This window comes from Microbacterium sp. RD1 (genome assembly GCF_052220165.1).
In the GTDB taxonomy this organism is placed as follows: domain Bacteria; phylum Actinomycetota; class Actinomycetes; order Actinomycetales; family Microbacteriaceae; genus Microbacterium.
Map to the genome: position 1 here is coordinate 1 of NZ_JBQPOL010000001.1, position 13,870 is coordinate 13,870.

The 13,870-nt window shown below is 68.4% G+C and carries 11 protein-coding genes; 1 reads left to right on the forward strand and 10 read right to left on the reverse strand.

Annotation, left to right across the window (positions count from 1 at the left end; all coding sequences use genetic code 11):
- Nucleotides 1-78 precede the first annotated feature (78 nt).
- Entirely contained in the window at nt 79-834 is a 756-nt protein-coding gene (locus ACTU3I_RS00005; protein WP_442923534.1) for an IclR family transcriptional regulator, read from the reverse strand.
- 96 nt (nt 835-930) lie between these two features.
- On the opposite strand from ACTU3I_RS00005, the gene ACTU3I_RS00010 reads away from it, so the two are divergent.
- Entirely contained in the window at nt 931-3,138 is a 2,208-nt protein-coding gene (locus ACTU3I_RS00010) for a malate synthase G (protein WP_442923535.1), read from the forward strand.
- Between the two features lie 73 nt (nt 3,139-3,211).
- On the opposite strand, the gene ACTU3I_RS00015 is transcribed toward ACTU3I_RS00010, so the two are convergent.
- The 9 genes from ACTU3I_RS00015 to ACTU3I_RS00055 form a co-directional block, all read right to left on the reverse strand.
- Nucleotides 3,212-4,534 carry an MFS transporter gene (locus ACTU3I_RS00015; protein ID WP_442923536.1) on the reverse strand — a complete coding sequence of 441 codons (1,323 nt, stop codon included), beginning with the start codon at nt 4,532-4,534 and terminating at the stop codon, nt 3,212-3,214.
- Nucleotides 4,531-6,483, reverse strand: a complete 1,953-nt coding sequence (locus ACTU3I_RS00020) for a hydantoinase B/oxoprolinase family protein (RefSeq protein ID WP_442923537.1) — start codon at nt 6,481-6,483, stop codon at nt 4,531-4,533. Before ACTU3I_RS00020 ends, ACTU3I_RS00015 begins: the two co-directional genes overlap by 4 nt.
- 24 nt (nt 6,484-6,507) lie before the next feature.
- Nucleotides 6,508-8,535, reverse strand: a complete 2,028-nt coding sequence (locus ACTU3I_RS00025; RefSeq protein WP_442923538.1) for a hydantoinase/oxoprolinase family protein — start codon at nt 8,533-8,535, stop codon at nt 6,508-6,510.
- Nucleotides 8,536-8,568: 33 nt separating this feature from the next.
- Nucleotides 8,569-8,799, reverse strand: coding sequence for a hypothetical protein (locus ACTU3I_RS00030; protein ID WP_442923540.1), 231 nt, complete (start codon nt 8,797-8,799; stop codon nt 8,569-8,571).
- A 37-nt stretch (nt 8,800-8,836) separates the two neighbouring features.
- The gene (locus tag ACTU3I_RS00035; RefSeq protein ID WP_442923541.1) at nt 8,837-9,598 is read right to left on the reverse strand and encodes an SDR family NAD(P)-dependent oxidoreductase; all 762 of its coding nucleotides are present in this window, start codon (nt 9,596-9,598) and stop codon (nt 8,837-8,839) included.
- 41 nt (nt 9,599-9,639) lie between these two features.
- Nucleotides 9,640-11,067: an aldehyde dehydrogenase family protein gene (locus tag ACTU3I_RS00040; protein WP_442923542.1), complete on the reverse strand. Its 1,428-nt coding sequence runs from the start codon at nt 11,065-11,067 to the stop codon at nt 9,640-9,642.
- Between the two features lie 112 nt (nt 11,068-11,179).
- Nucleotides 11,180-12,415, reverse strand: coding sequence for an acyl-CoA dehydrogenase family protein (locus ACTU3I_RS00045; RefSeq protein ID WP_442923543.1), 1,236 nt, complete (start codon nt 12,413-12,415; stop codon nt 11,180-11,182).
- The gene (locus ACTU3I_RS00050) at nt 12,408-12,899 is read right to left on the reverse strand and encodes a MaoC family dehydratase (RefSeq protein ID WP_442923544.1); all 492 of its coding nucleotides are present in this window, start codon (nt 12,897-12,899) and stop codon (nt 12,408-12,410) included. The genes ACTU3I_RS00045 and ACTU3I_RS00050 overlap by 8 nt, the downstream gene beginning before the upstream one ends.
- Nucleotides 12,896-13,870: an HpcH/HpaI aldolase/citrate lyase family protein gene (locus ACTU3I_RS00055; RefSeq protein WP_442925289.1), complete on the reverse strand. Its 975-nt coding sequence runs from the start codon at nt 13,868-13,870 to the stop codon at nt 12,896-12,898. The genes ACTU3I_RS00050 and ACTU3I_RS00055 overlap by 4 nt, the downstream gene beginning before the upstream one ends.

Here is a 13,870-nt window from a genome sequence, read left to right on the forward strand (position 1 = left end):
GAACCCCCACCACCCACGAAGGGTCACACCCAGCAGCATCCCGACACGGTCGCACCGCGTATCGCGACCCCTCGCGCCTCAGGCGCGCGCTGCCGCCCGCAGGGCCGCGGCCGCCTCGCGGAGGTGCTCGACGATACGGTCGGCCGACGCCCTGGTCACTCGGGCGGCCGGCCCCGAGACCGAGACGGCCGCCGGGACGACCAGCCCGGGCGCGAGGAGGGCGAAGCACCGCACCCCCTCCTCCTGTTCGCCCTCGTCGATCGCGTAGCCGCGGCGACGGATGGTCGCCAGCTCGGACAGCAGATCCTCCTCCGTCACCAGCGTGGACTCGGTGAATCCGGGCATCCCCGTCCGCCGGACGATCTCGAGCACCTCGGGATCGGTCCGCTGCGCGAGGAGCACCTTCCCCACCCCCGTGGAGTGGGGGAACACCCGCTGCCCCACCTCGGTGAACATGCGCATGGAATGCGGAGACGGCGACTGCGCGACGTATGTCGCCATGTCGCCGTCGAGCACAGCGAGGTTAGCCGTCTCCCTCGTCGAGTCGGCCAGCCGCAGCAGCGCGGGCATCGCCCACGCCGAGAGGCGGCGCGTGGCGGCGTCCCCGAGCCGCATCAGCGCGGGCCCCAGCGCGTAGCGGCGGGACGGCAGCCGCAGCACGTATCCGCGGCGGTTCAGTGTCTGCAGGATCCGATGGACGGTGGGCCCGGGCAGTCCGAGCGTCAGCGCGAGCTCGGCCACGCCGGACTCGCCGCCCGCAGCGCTCAGCGCCTCGAGCACTTCCAGTGCGCGTTGCACCGACTGGACGTTGTGCTCGCCGGGGCCCTCCGTCATCTCGATCCTCCCTCGCGATGCATTCCACGATATGGAATGCATATTCCATTGTCGAGCGTCTGGTTGCTAGCGTGGCGGTCGACCCAGGGAGCACCGATGACCTACAACACCTCGATCGACGCTGAGATCACCCCCGCCGAACTCCGCGCGTCGCGCGCGGGACTCGACGTGGCAGCGTCCCTCATCTCCTTCGTGGAGGACGAAGCGCTGCCGGGATCGGGAGTCGATCCGGAGGCCTTCTGGTCGGGCTTCGCGGCATTGATCGCCGATCTGACGCCGGTCAATCGTGACCTCCTCCGCACGCGCGAACGCCTGCAGGCGCAGATCGATGAGTACCACCGCGCGTCGCCGGGCACGCCCGACCCGCAGGACTACGAGGCGTTCTTGCGCGAGATCGGCTACCTCCTGCCGGCCCCCGAAGATTTCACGATCACCACCACCGACGTCGACGGCGAGATCGCCGCGCAGGCCGGCCCGCAGCTGGTCGTCCCCGTCCTCAACGCCCGCTTCGCGGTCAACGCCGCGAACGCCCGGTGGGGCTCGCTCTACGACGCCCTCTACGGCACCGACGCGATCCCCCTCGAGGGCGCCCTCGCGCCCGGCGCTGCCTACAATCCCACGCGCGGCGCCGCGGTGATCGCACGGGGCCGGGCGCTGCTCGATGAGGCCGCACCCTTGGCGCAGGGCTCCCACGCGGATGCTGCCTCCTACCGCGTCGTCGACGGCGCACTGCGGGTTCGCCTCGCAGACGGTGGAGAGACTCCGTTGCGGGATCCGCGCGTATTCGCCGGCCACCAGGGGTCACCGGCCGAGCCCACCGGCGTGCTCCTTCGCCACAACGATCTGCACCTGGAGATCGTGATCGACCGCGCGGGGGCGATCGGTGCGGCTGACGCTGCCGGCGTTCAGGACATCGTCCTCGAGTCGGCGATCACGACCATCATGGATCTCGAGGACTCCATCGCCGCGGTCGATGCGGAAGACAAGGTGCTCGCGTACCGCAACTGGCGCGGCCTCATGCGCCGCACGCTCTCCGAGGAGGTCAGCAAGGGCGGCCGCACCTTCGTGCGGAAGATGTCGCCCGACCGGGTGTACACCGGTGCCGACGGTGCCGAATTGATCCTCCCGGGCCGCTCGCTCCTGCTGGTGCGCAACGTCGGCCACCTCATGCAGACCGACGCCGTGCGCGACGCGGCGGGCGAGCCGGTCTTCGAAGGCCTCGTCGACGCCGTCTTCACCACGCTCGGCGCCCTTCCCGACCTGCGCGGCGACACCGCGGGCGGCAACTCGCGCACCGGATCGATGTACATCGTAAAACCGAAGATGCACGGCCCCGACGAGGTGTCGTTCGCGGTCGAGCTCTTCTCACGCACGGAGGATCTTCTCGGCCTCCCGCCGCGCACCCTCAAGATCGGAATCATGGACGAGGAGCGCCGCACGACAGTCAACCTTCGCGCGTGCATCGCTGCCGCATCCGACCGGGTCGTGTTCATCAACACCGGATTCCTCGACCGCACCGGCGACGAGATCCACACCTCCCTCTCCGCCGGGCCGGTAGTCCCCAAGAGCGTCATCCGTTCGCAGCCGTTCCTGCAGGCCTACGAGCGCGCCAACGTCGAGGCGGGGCTTCGGTCCGGGTTCCCGGGCCGCGCGCAGATCGGCAAGGGCATGTGGGCGATGCCCGAGCTGATGCACGACATGCTCGAGCAGAAGATCGCGCACCCCCTGGCGGGCGCGAGTACCGCGTGGGTGCCGTCGCCCACCGCGGCCACGCTCCATGCGCTGCACTACCACCAGGTGGATGCCCACGCCCGGCAGGCCGAACTCGCCGGCGACAGGCAGCCTCTGGCGCCGATCCTCGTACCGCCGCTCCAGGACGCGCCTCTCGACCCCGACGCCATCCGGTCGGAGCTCGACAACAATGTGCAGTCGATCCTCGGGTACGTCGTCCGGTGGATCGACCAGGGGATCGGCTGCTCCAAGGTCCCCGACATCCACGGCGTCGCCCTGATGGAGGATCGCGCGACGCTCCGGATTTCGAGCCAGCTCCTCGCGAACTGGCTCGAGCACGGTCTTCTCACCGAGGCCGACGTGGATGCAAGCCTGCAGCGGCTCGCGCCCGTCGTCGATCAGCAGAACAGCGGCGATCCGCTCTACGAGGCGCTGGTAGGCCCGGACGGCCCGGGACTGGCATACACCGCGGCGCGGCGTCTCATTCTCGAGGGCGCTGCGCAGCCCAGCGGCTACACGGAGCCGATCCTCCACGAGATGCGCAGGGCGAAGAAGGCCGAGGCTGCGCGGTAGCCCGACACTTGCGTGAATCGGCTGCTAAACCTCCCGGTTTAGCAGCCGATTCACGCAAGACGAGGGCCGGTCTTCACTCGAGCGGACGACCCTTGGTCTCGGGGGTGAGGAGAGTCCCGGCGATCGTCACGAGGCCCACGAGCACCGTGAAGCCGATGAGCGGCCAGACGGCGCCCGTCCACAGCACGAGAGCGCTGAAGATGGCCGGGCCGAAGCCTCCCAGGACCACGGCGACCAACTGGTAGCTGATCGAGATGCCGGTGTATCGCACCCGCGTCGGGAACAGCTCACTGAAGAACGCGGGAAGCGGCGCGTAGAGCATGGTGTGTATCACCGCCATGTAGAACACGATGCCGGCCACCACCGCCCACAGCTGCCCTGTCTGCACGAGCGCGAAGATCGGCCACACGGCGATGATGAGCAGCACAGCGCCCGCCTCGAGAATCCGCCTCCTGCCGAACCGATCCGACAGGGCACCGGCGACGGGCATCAGGGCGACGTTGAGCGCCGACCCGACGATCACGGCGGTGAGCCCGTAGTAGGCGGGGAGCTCCAGTGTCGTGGTGACGTAGGAGACCATGAACACCGTGAACATGTAGTACGTGCCCGCCTGGCCGAAACCCGACATGACGGCGATCAGCAGGCGCTTCTTCTGCGTGCGGAACACTTCAACCAGAGGCGCCCGCTCGCGCTGCTGCTCCGCCGCCGCACGCGCGGCCTGTGCCTGAAGGAACGCCGGACTCTCCATCGCGCGGAGCCGGATGTAGAGCCCCACGCCGGCGAGGAGGATGCTCGCGAGGAATGGCAGTCGCCATCCCCATGTGAGGAACTGGTCACCGGACACCAGCTGGGCCAGCGCGACGGCGAGGGTGCCCAGAAGCAGGCCGCTGGAGACGCCGATCTGCGGCCACGCCCCGTAGAAGCCCCGCCGGTCGCTCGGCGCGTTCTCCACCGCGACGATGGCTGCCCCACCCCACTCGCCTCCGACGGCGAACCCCTGCAGGATCCGCAGCGCGCACAGGAGGATGGGCGCAGCCAGCCCGATTGCCGCGAAGTCGGGGAGCAGTCCGATCGCGGCCGTGGCGATCGTCATGACGAGGAACGTGAAGATCAGCGTCGCCTTACGCCCGATGCGGTCACCGAAGTGACCGGCGACCCACGCGCCGATCGGACGGGCGACGAACCCGACCCCGAATGTCGCCAGCGCCGCGATCTGCGACGCCGCAGGGTTCTCACTGGGGAAGAACAGCGGACCGAACACGAGTGCCGCCGAGGTCGCGTACACGGTGTACTCGTACCACTCGACCACCGCGCCGACCGTGCTGGAGAACAGCGTCCGACGTCGGCCGACCGGAGCCTGTGTCGCCGAGGTCGCGGTCGTCGCCGCGACGCTCACCGGGCACCTCGGATCTGCGCCCGCAGCTCCGCCGTGCCCGACACGTCCACGCGCAGCCCCTCGGGATCGCGCGCCGGGTCGCCGACGATCACCACACCGTAGTCCCGACGGGCACCCTCGAGGCTCACGTACTCGTCGCGCACATCCTGGCGAACTCTCTCCGGATCGCGGGTGAGCGCATCGCCCCACCCCCCTCCGCCGTTCGTGACGTAGCGGAAGACCGTGTGGGGATCGGTCCTCCAGCTCGTGCGGCTGGCGAAGTGGAAGTACTGACCCTCGGGATCGACCGTCCGCGCCTCGGGGTCGAGCATGCCTGCCACGGGCTCCGAGCCGGCATAGATACCCGCGTCCACCGGCAGCAGCTCCTGCGCCTCCACGACGTCGAATGTCTCCGGCGGGAACATCCAGGCCGCGCCGAGCGCCCCCGTGCCGCCACCGTAGGCGCCGATGCCGCTGGGCTTTCGCGAGTGGAGTGGCGACGGGAAATGCTCGCCGGCGGTGAGATACAGCGTGTCTTTGCGAACGGACGCTCCCCCACGGTTGGCCCCGGGCCCGGCGGAGTCGATCACGTACTCCTTGCGCATGATCACACCGGGAATCTCCGCCTCGATCGCCTCGGTGGCGGGGTCGAGGTTGTTCGCCAGGTAGTAGACGGTGTAGCTGTCGGCGTCGCCGTGCTTGGTGGCGCCCCACGGCCCGTGCTCGCCGCCGGTCTGTCCGGCTGTGAGCCAGGGGACGCCCTCATCGGTCTGGCCCTGGGCGTTGTGCAGCGCGAGCGTGGCGAAATCCCCCCCGATGGCATCCTCCCCGAGCGCGTCGTTGAGCGCCGCGAAGATGGCCAGGAGCAGCGGCTCGGAGGTCTCCCAGTAGATGAAGACCGCCCCGTCCGGTGGCGTCGCGCTCACGAGGGTTCCCGGCGGAAGCACGATGTCGATGTCGCGGTAGGTACCGGAGGTGAAGGGCGTCTGGCGGTCGATGAGGAACTTCAGCGCGACACCGACCGCGGTCTTCGCATCCAGTGAGGTCCCGTTCACGCTCGACCGCGCCTGCGGCGACGTTCCGCTCAGATCCACTTCGATGCGTCCGCCGATCTTGGTGATCTTGACGCGGATGCGGTACTCCACCGAGTCGTCGACGCCGTCGGCGTCGATCCCGTCCTCGCCGTAGTACACGCCATCCGGCACCGCCTGGAGCGCGGTGCGCATCGCATCGGCGGAGACGTCGGTGCTGTAACGCACCGCGCCGAGGTAGGCCTCGACGCCGTAGCGCTCGATCGTCTCCAGGATGAGCCGCTCCCCCAAGAGCAGGTTCTGGTGGATCGTCTTGATGTCGGGCAGCAGCAGAGCGGCGAGGCGCGCGTTGTCGAAGATGAGGTTGAACGTCGACGGGATCGGCTTCTCATCCCGGTACAGCAGGGTCGGGGCGATCACGAGCCCGTTCTCATACACGCTCTGCTTCGCACCGCTGAAGCCTCCAGGGACGATGCCGCCCATGTCGAGCTGGTGCGCGCGCAGCGACACGAACGTGGTCAGCTTTCCGTCGACGAACACCGGCTTGATGAAGAGGATGTCATTGACGTGCGTCCCGCTGCGATACGGGTCGTTGCAGATGAGCACGTCGCCGGGACGCAGGTCGCCGCCGTGCTCCTCCACGGTGTTGCGCACCGCGTCGCACATCGTGCCGAGGAACAGGGCGAGGCTGTTGCTCACCGAGCACATCGGGTAGTTCAGCTCCGCCGGGCCCGTGATGGTGGCCGCGAAGTCGTACCAGTCGCGAAGGATCTGGCTGAACGCGTTGTTGAGCAGGCCATTGCACATGTGGTCGACGATGTAGCGGAGCCGATTCGACACCACCGTCGCGGTGAAGCGGTCGGTGTCGTACGCATCGAGGAACTGCTCGTCGGTGAGGTCTTTCAACGCGGTGGGCGCGGCGGTGGACGTCGTTGTCATTGCTGTCTCCAAGGATGGGTGATGCTACGAACGGGTGATCGTGATCTCGCCGAAGGATCCGACGGTGGCCGTCTGGCCGGGGACCATGAAGGTGGTCGACAGGGCCTCGCGGATGATGGCGGGACCGACGATGACGTCACCGTCTCGCAGATCGTCGCGGTGATACTCCGCGGCGGTGGTGTCCTCGCCGTAGAGGTACTTGATGGTCACGTGGCGCACCGCTGTCAGAGTCGAGCCGTCCTCGCGCGGCGGAAGCACCGGGTAGGACACTTTCTCGGACGGCACGACGGCCTGCAGGCGGTAGGTGACCCCCTGAACGGGGAGCATCTCGAAGCGGTTGCCCGCGCGCTTCTCGTACGCGGAGTGGAAGTTGGCCACCATCTGCTCGATCGCGGCGGCGTCGATCTCTCCGGAGGGGACGTCGATGAACGGGGTCTCCCAGCTCTGCCCAGCGAGGCGGCCGTCGAAGCTGCGCTTGAACTCGACGTCGCCGTGGCGGTCGCCGATCTGGTCGCGGAGCTTCGCCTCCATCTCGGCGTACACCGCCGCGACCGTGGGAGCGGCCTCCGGCGCGAGCATCGTGTAGGCGCTCTGGCTGTCGGAGTACACCAGATCGGAGCTGACCAGTCCGAGAGCGGAGAACAGTCCCGGATGCGGCGGGATGACGACGTTCTTCGCGTGAGTCTGCTCGAGAACCGCGGGGAGCATCATCGGGCCGGCGGCCCCGTATGCGACGAGGCTGTAGTCGCGGGGGTCGATGCCGTTCTGCACGGCGATGCCGAAGACCCCCTCGGCGACATTGGCGACGCCGATGTTGAAGGCGTACTGGATGCGCTCCTCGAGGCTGAGCGAGGAGTCGAGGTTCTCGAACGCGGCGAGCGCGTCGGCGGTGTTCAGCGACATGGCACCGCCCGCGAACGTGCCGGCGTCGAGGATCCCGATCAGCAGGTAGGCGTCGGTCATGGTCGGCTCGGTGCCGCCGTTGCCGTATGCGGCGGGGCCGGGGTACGACCCGGCGCTGGCCGGACCGACCTCCAACTCGCCACGGGTGTTGACCGAGATGATGCTCCCCCCGCCTGCCCCGATGCTGGTCACCTCGTTGGACAGGGCGTTGACGATGAGGTCGTGCTCGAGCTCGAACGTGGTGTTGACCGAGGGCTTGCCGTCGGTGACCAGGGAGATGTCGCAGGACGTGCCGCCCACGTCGGCGCAGATGAGGTTCGGCGCGTCGATCATGTTGCCGAAGTGCGCGCACGACATGGTCCCCGCCGCCGGACCGGCGAACACGATGCGGTACGGGTGCTCCATCGCGACGTCGGCGCGGACCAGCTGCGCCGAGCAGTCGGCGAAGTTGAGGTCGCCGTCGAACCCGATCTCCCGCAGCCCGCTGTCCAGACGCTCGGTGTACGAACCGTAGATGAGCTGCATGAACACGTCGACGGTGGTGGTCGATGCGCGTGCGAACTCCTTGGCCAGCGGCGAGACCTCGCTGGAGATGGAGACCGGGACATCGCCCAGCTCCTCCCTCACGATCTCGCGCAGGCGCACCTCGTGGGCGCGGTCGACGTACGAGTTGATCAGGCAGATGGCCACGCCCTCGACGTCGCATTTCGCCAGCACGCGCAACTCCGCGCGCGCCTGCTCTTCATCGAGAGGTATGAGGGTCGAGCCGTCGGCGAGCTTGCGCTCCTTGATCCCGCGCCGCAGGTAGCGGGGGACGAGGGGACGGGACACGTCGCCGAACGTGCGCCGCCACGACGGATCCATCAGCCCCTCGGCCGGCCGCCAGACCCGCCCCATGTCGAGGATGTCGCGGTGACCTCCCGTGGTGAGGAAGCCGATCTTCGGCAGGCGCCGCGTGATGATGGCGTTCAGACCGTGCGTGGAGGCGTGGTTGAAGACCGAGGAGTTCTCTACCCCGAGCTCCTTCGCGCCTCGAACGACGCCGCGGTCGGTGTGGCGGGCATCCGTGGGCACCTTGGTGGTCTTGATGACCCCGTCGTGAATCGCGACCACGTCTGTGAACGTGCCGCCGACGTCAACTCCGATCATTGCTGCTTCGCTTTCTCGTTCGTCATCGCCCGCTCAGGTGAGCGAGAGTCCGTGGGAGGTGAGGTGGATGGGACCCAGCAGGTCCCAGGTGTCGCGGCTGGCCGAGGCGAGGCAGCTCTGACACTTGGTGGTCAGGAACCACCCGCCCTCGGACAGCACGGGGTAGCGGGCGAGGTCGTCGGCGCCGCACTCGGCGCAGGTGCCGTCGACTTTCTCGCGGGTCACGGCGGGGCCGAGGTTGATGTCGGTGTGCGCATTCGGCATGGCGGGATCTCCTTTGACAGCGATGTGCGAGTGACGGTCAGGCGAGCGAGCCGCCGTCGACGGGCAGATTCACTCCCGTGATGAACGACGACTCTGAGCTGGCGAGGAACAGTGCGGCGTGAGCCACGTCGGATGCCTCGGTGAGACGCCCGAGCGGAACGTTCGCGACAGCGGCGGCGGTGGCCGCCTCGATGTCGGCGCCCTCGCCGAGGAACTGACCCCACATCTGCGTGTTGGCCGCGAGCGGGCACACCGAGTTCACCCGGATCCGGAACGGCGCGAGCTCCCGCGCAAGCGAGCGGGTGAGCATGACGGCCGCCCCCTTGGACGTCTGGTAGCCGGCGAGGTCGGCGCGCGCCTTGAGGCCCGACAGCGAAGCGGTGATGACGATCGAGCCACCGCCGCGCTCGATGAGCGCCTGCTTGGCCGAGCGGGCGGCGAGCCACGGCCCGCGCGCATTGATCGCCATCAGGCGGTCGAACTGCTCGACTGTCGTGTCGGTGATCGAGGTGAAGGTCTGGGGGATGCCGGCGTTGGCCCACACGATGTCCAGACCCCCGAAACGCTGGACGGCCTCGGCGACCGCGGCGTCGTTGTCGGCCTCGCTCGACGCGTCGGCGACGACGTAGTGCGCCGAGCCGCCCTCCGCGCGGATCGAGTCCACCGCCGCCGACAGAAGGCTCTCGTCGATGTCGGTCAGGAGCACGTTCGCTCCCTCCGCGGCGAAGAGCCGCGCTCCCGCCAATCCCATGCCGTTGCCGGCACCGGTGATGATTGCGGTCTTATCGGTCAGTCGCACTTCAGATCTCCTGTCGGGTGGGGTTGTCTGCTCGCGCGGGCTCAGAGCCGCACGGTGATCGTCTTGGTCTGGGTGTAATGCGTGAGGGCCTCCAGGCCCTTCTCGCGACCTATGCCGCTGGATTTGAATCCGCCGAACGGGGTCTCCACACCCCCGGCGAAGTACTCGTTCACGTAGACCTGGCCGGCGTCGATGCGGCGGGCTACGGCGTGGGCGCGTGAGAGATCCTTCGTCCAGATGCCGGCCGACAGTCCATAGGGGGTGTCGTTGGCGATCTGCACGGCCTCTTCGTCACTGGAGAAGCGGATAACGGACAGCACGGGACCGAAGATCTCCTCCTGCGCGATGCGCATGCTGTTGGAGACGCCGGTGAAGATCGTCGGCTCGATGAACAATCCGTCGCCGGTGCCCCGCTCCAGGACTCCGCCCCCCACCGCAACGGTGGCGCCCTCTGCCGGACCGAGCGCGAGGTAATCCGACACGCGATCGAACTGCGCACGGTTGGCGATGGACCCCATGTCGAGGTCCTCGATTCCGGGCCCCACGCGGGCGGCACGGGCCCGCTCGATCAGCAGCGCAACGAGTCGGTCGTGGACGTCTTCGTGCACGAGCAGACGCGTGCCCGCGGAGCACACCTGGCCCGACTTGAAGGTGAAGGCGCCGTAGGCGCTGGCGGCCGCCGCCTCGAGATCGGCATCTGCGAACACGATGTTCGGGGACTTGCCGCCGAGCTCGAGCGTGAGCGGCAGGATGCGCTCGGCCGCGCGAGCCATGATCGCCTGCCCCGTCGCGACCGATCCCGTGAAGGCCACCTTTCGCACGGCGGGGTGAGAGACGAGGGCATCGCCGGTGCGCCCATCCCCGGTCACGACGTTGAGCACACCGGCCGGGAGCCCCGCCTCGACGCAGATGCGGGCCAGGGCGAGGGTCGTCAGGGATGCGTCCTCCGCCGGCTTGGCGACGACGACGTTGCCGGCTGCAAGAGCCGGAGCGATTCCCCGTGCACCCTGATTGATCGGCGCGTTCCACGGGAGGATGACGGCCACGACCCCGAACGGCTCGTTCTCGGTGTACGACACGTAGTCCACCCCGAGGGGGATCGTCTCGCCGTGCATCTTGTCGGCGGCTCCGCCGTAGTACTCGAAGTACCGTGCGGCAGTCTCGACGTCACCGCGCGATGAGGTGAGCGTCTGCCCCATGTCCAGCGTCTCCAAGAGCGCCAGGTCGGCGGCCTGGTCGCGGATGCGCGCGGCCACGGCGAGGAGGATCCGTCCCTTCTCCGACGGCTTGACGCGCCGCCAGGCTGCCAGCGCGGCAGAGCTGCTTTCCACGGCGGCGCCGACCTCAGCGACGCCGGCGGCCACGAACGAGCCGAGCACCTCGCCGGTCCCGGGGTTGGTGGAGGCGAAGACATCCGCGGTTGCGGGACGCCAATCCCGACCGTCGACATACAGGCCGTAGTCCGTCATTTTCACTCCGTTGTGCGGTCTCATCTGTGCCGATATTCGGAACAGTGTTTCGTTCTGCGTTCAGTTGTAGGACATCACGCTGACTGTGTCAACAGCGGACTGCCCTGATCCGTCACCCCAGCGGACTCCGACCGAGCAGCGCATTGGCGATGCTCCGCTTCTGGATCTCACTGGTCCCCTCGAAGATCGTGGTGAGCCGCGCGTCCCGCCAATACCGCTCCACCCGGTGCTCCGTGGTGTAGCCGTTTCCGCCGTGGAGCTGCATCGCCGAATTCGTCACCCGCACGGCCATCTCGGTGGCCTGCAGCTTCACCATGGCCGCATCCTGCGCGCAGGGGCGGCCCTCGTCCATGAGGTGGGCGACCTGGCGGTAGTGCGCGCGGGCCTGGTCCACCTGGGCGGCCATGTCGGCCAGTTCGAACCGCACGGCCTGGAAGTCGCCGATCGGATGCCCGAACTGGCGCCGCTGAGTCAGGTACTCGGCCGTGTCCTCGACGGCCGCTCTCGCGAGCCCCACGGCACGTGCGGCCGTGTGCACACGGGCGACGTTCAGGAACGCCTCCGCCTTGCGGAACGCGGAGCCCTCGACGGGCGCCCCGGGCGCCGACGCGAACTCGTCGCTCAGGACGTTCTCGACGGGCACTCGCACACCCTCCAGCTGCAGTTCCCATGTGCGAAAGCCGTGATAGCCGATCTTGTCGATCGCATACCCCGTCATGCCGTCGGGAAACTCCCCCGGCGGCTTCTCCAGAAGAAGAGTCACAAGACCCGCCGAGCGACTCTCCCCCGGCTCGGGGTCGCGTTCTCGGCAGAGCATCTGGATGAAGTCGGCCGCCAGAGCGTTTCCCGCCCACCGTTTTCGCCCGGTGAGCACGAAGTGGTCACCGACCCGTTCGGCTCGCGTGCTGATCGCGGCCAGGTCCGACCCGGCCTCGGGCTCGGAGAGGCTCACCGCACCGATCCACTCGCCGCGCGCGCTCTTCGCCACCAACGCAGATCGTCGCTCGCGGTCGGGCACGTTCGTCCCCAGCCCTTGAGCACGGGCGAGGATGCTGCCGACGCTGAGCCACGCGCGAGCGAGTTCCTCGGCGACGAGGCAGTATTCGAACACGCCCAGGCCCATGCCGCCGCCGGCGGCCGGGATCATCAGTCCGAAGTAGCCGAGCTCCCCGAGCCGCCGAAGCAGCGACGGGGGCATCTCGCCTTTCACAGGGTCGAGCTCGTCGGCGACGGGCAGCACCTCTTCCCACGCGAAGCGGCGGGCCTGGTCGAGCAGCGCCTGACGCTCCGGGCTCCACCAGGGAGACGGAAGCTCCGGACCGGGAAGGGGCGTCTGCGGATCAGTCATGCGGCACCGGGCGTGCGGCCTGCTCGGGCGACTCCCCCTCGGGACGCGTGCCGACGAGCACTTTCCGACGGAACACGCACACGATCTGCCCGTCCTGCTTGTACCCGCGCGTCTCCACAGTCACGATTCCGCGATCGGGCTTGGATGTCGGTGTGACCGAGAGCACCTCGGTCTCGCCGTACAGCGTGTCGCCGTGGAAGGTCGGTTTGATGTGTCGGAGCGACTCGATCTCGAGGTTCGCGATCGCGGCCCCCGACACATCGCTCACCGACATTCCCAGGAGGAGCGAGTAGACGAGGTTTCCGACGACGACGTTCTGGCCGAACTGGGTGGACTCGGCGTAGTGCGCGTCCAAGTGCAGCGGCGCATGGTTCATCGTGATGAGGCAGAAGAGGTGATCGTCGTACTCGGTGATGGTCTTTCCCGGCCAATGCCGATAGACCTCGCCGACGGTGAAGTCCTCCAGATAGCGTCCGAAGGTCATGCCGCACCCGCCTCGGTGGCCTCGGGCGCCGACTCCGGCTGCCAGATGTCCGTTCGCGTCATGGCCGACGCTCGTCCCGCAGCCGCGACGACGAGCGCCATCTTCCGCGAGGCCTCGTCGATCATCTCCTCGCCGAGCATCACTGCGCCCTTCCGCCCCCCGGCATCCGATGTCGCCCAGTCGTACGCGTCGAGGATGTTCTCGGCGTGGTCGTAGTCGTCCTGCGTCGGCCGGTAGGCCTCGTTGGCCGCGTCGATCTGCCCGGGGTGGAGCACCCATTTGCCGTCGTACCCGAGCGCTGCCGACCGCCGCGCGACCGCCGTGAACCCCGCCACATCACGGATCTGGGCGTACGGACCGTCGATGGCCTGCAATCCGTGCGCGCGCGCGGCCATGAGGATGCGCATCAGCGGATAGTGGAACGCGTCGGCGCCCTCGTAGCCGGGCGGCTGCTCCCCGATCACGAGGGAGCGCATCTTCGACGTCGCCATGAAATCGGCGGGGCCGAAGATGATCGTCTGAGTACGCGGCGACGCGGCGGCGATCTCATCGACGGCCACGAGACCGGCGGGATCCTCGATCTGCGCCTCGATGCCGATACGGCCGATCTCGTACCCCATCGTCTTCTCGATCTGCGTCAGTGTGAGATCGAGCCACGACACGTGCGCGGCAGACTGCACCTTCGGCAGCATGATGCAGTCGAGGTTCGCGCCGGCACCTTCGACGACTTCGACGACGTCCTGATACGTCCAGGCTGTCGTGAGGTCGTTCACCCGCACCACGCGCAGCTTGTCGCCCCACCCTCCTTCGTTGAGCGCCGCGACGATGTTCTTGCGTGCTCCGGCCTTGGCCAGGGGTGCGACGGCGTCCTCCAGGTCGAGGAACACCTGGTCGCTGCCCAGGCCTCTGGCCTTGTCGATCATCTTCAGGCTGGAACCCGGCACAGCCAGGCACGATCGGCGCTGTCTCAT

What these genes read in the sequence shown, in the direction of transcription:
- ACTU3I_RS00005 (WP_442923534.1), bottom strand. Translation starts at nt 834, where the DNA reads ATGACGGAGGGCCCCGGCGAGCACAACGTCCAGTCGGTGCAACGCGCA.
- ACTU3I_RS00010 (WP_442923535.1), top strand. Translation starts at nt 931, where the DNA reads ATGACCTACAACACCTCGATCGACGCTGAGATCACCCCCGCCGAACTC.
- ACTU3I_RS00020 (WP_442923537.1), bottom strand. Translation starts at nt 6,483, where the DNA reads ATGACAACGACGTCCACCGCCGCGCCCACCGCGTTGAAAGACCTCACC.
- ACTU3I_RS00025 (WP_442923538.1), bottom strand. Translation starts at nt 8,535, where the DNA reads ATGATCGGAGTTGACGTCGGCGGCACGTTCACAGACGTGGTCGCGATT.
- ACTU3I_RS00030 (WP_442923540.1), bottom strand. Translation starts at nt 8,799, where the DNA reads ATGCCGAATGCGCACACCGACATCAACCTCGGCCCCGCCGTGACCCGC.
- ACTU3I_RS00040 (WP_442923542.1), bottom strand. Translation starts at nt 11,067, where the DNA reads ATGACGGACTACGGCCTGTATGTCGACGGTCGGGATTGGCGTCCCGCA.
- ACTU3I_RS00045 (WP_442923543.1), bottom strand. Translation starts at nt 12,415, where the DNA reads ATGACTGATCCGCAGACGCCCCTTCCCGGTCCGGAGCTTCCGTCTCCC.
- ACTU3I_RS00050 (WP_442923544.1), bottom strand. Translation starts at nt 12,899, where the DNA reads ATGACCTTCGGACGCTATCTGGAGGACTTCACCGTCGGCGAGGTCTAT.
- ACTU3I_RS00055 (WP_442925289.1), bottom strand. Translation starts at nt 13,870, where the DNA reads ATGAGACAGCGCCGATCGTGCCTGGCTGTGCCGGGTTCCAGCCTGAAG.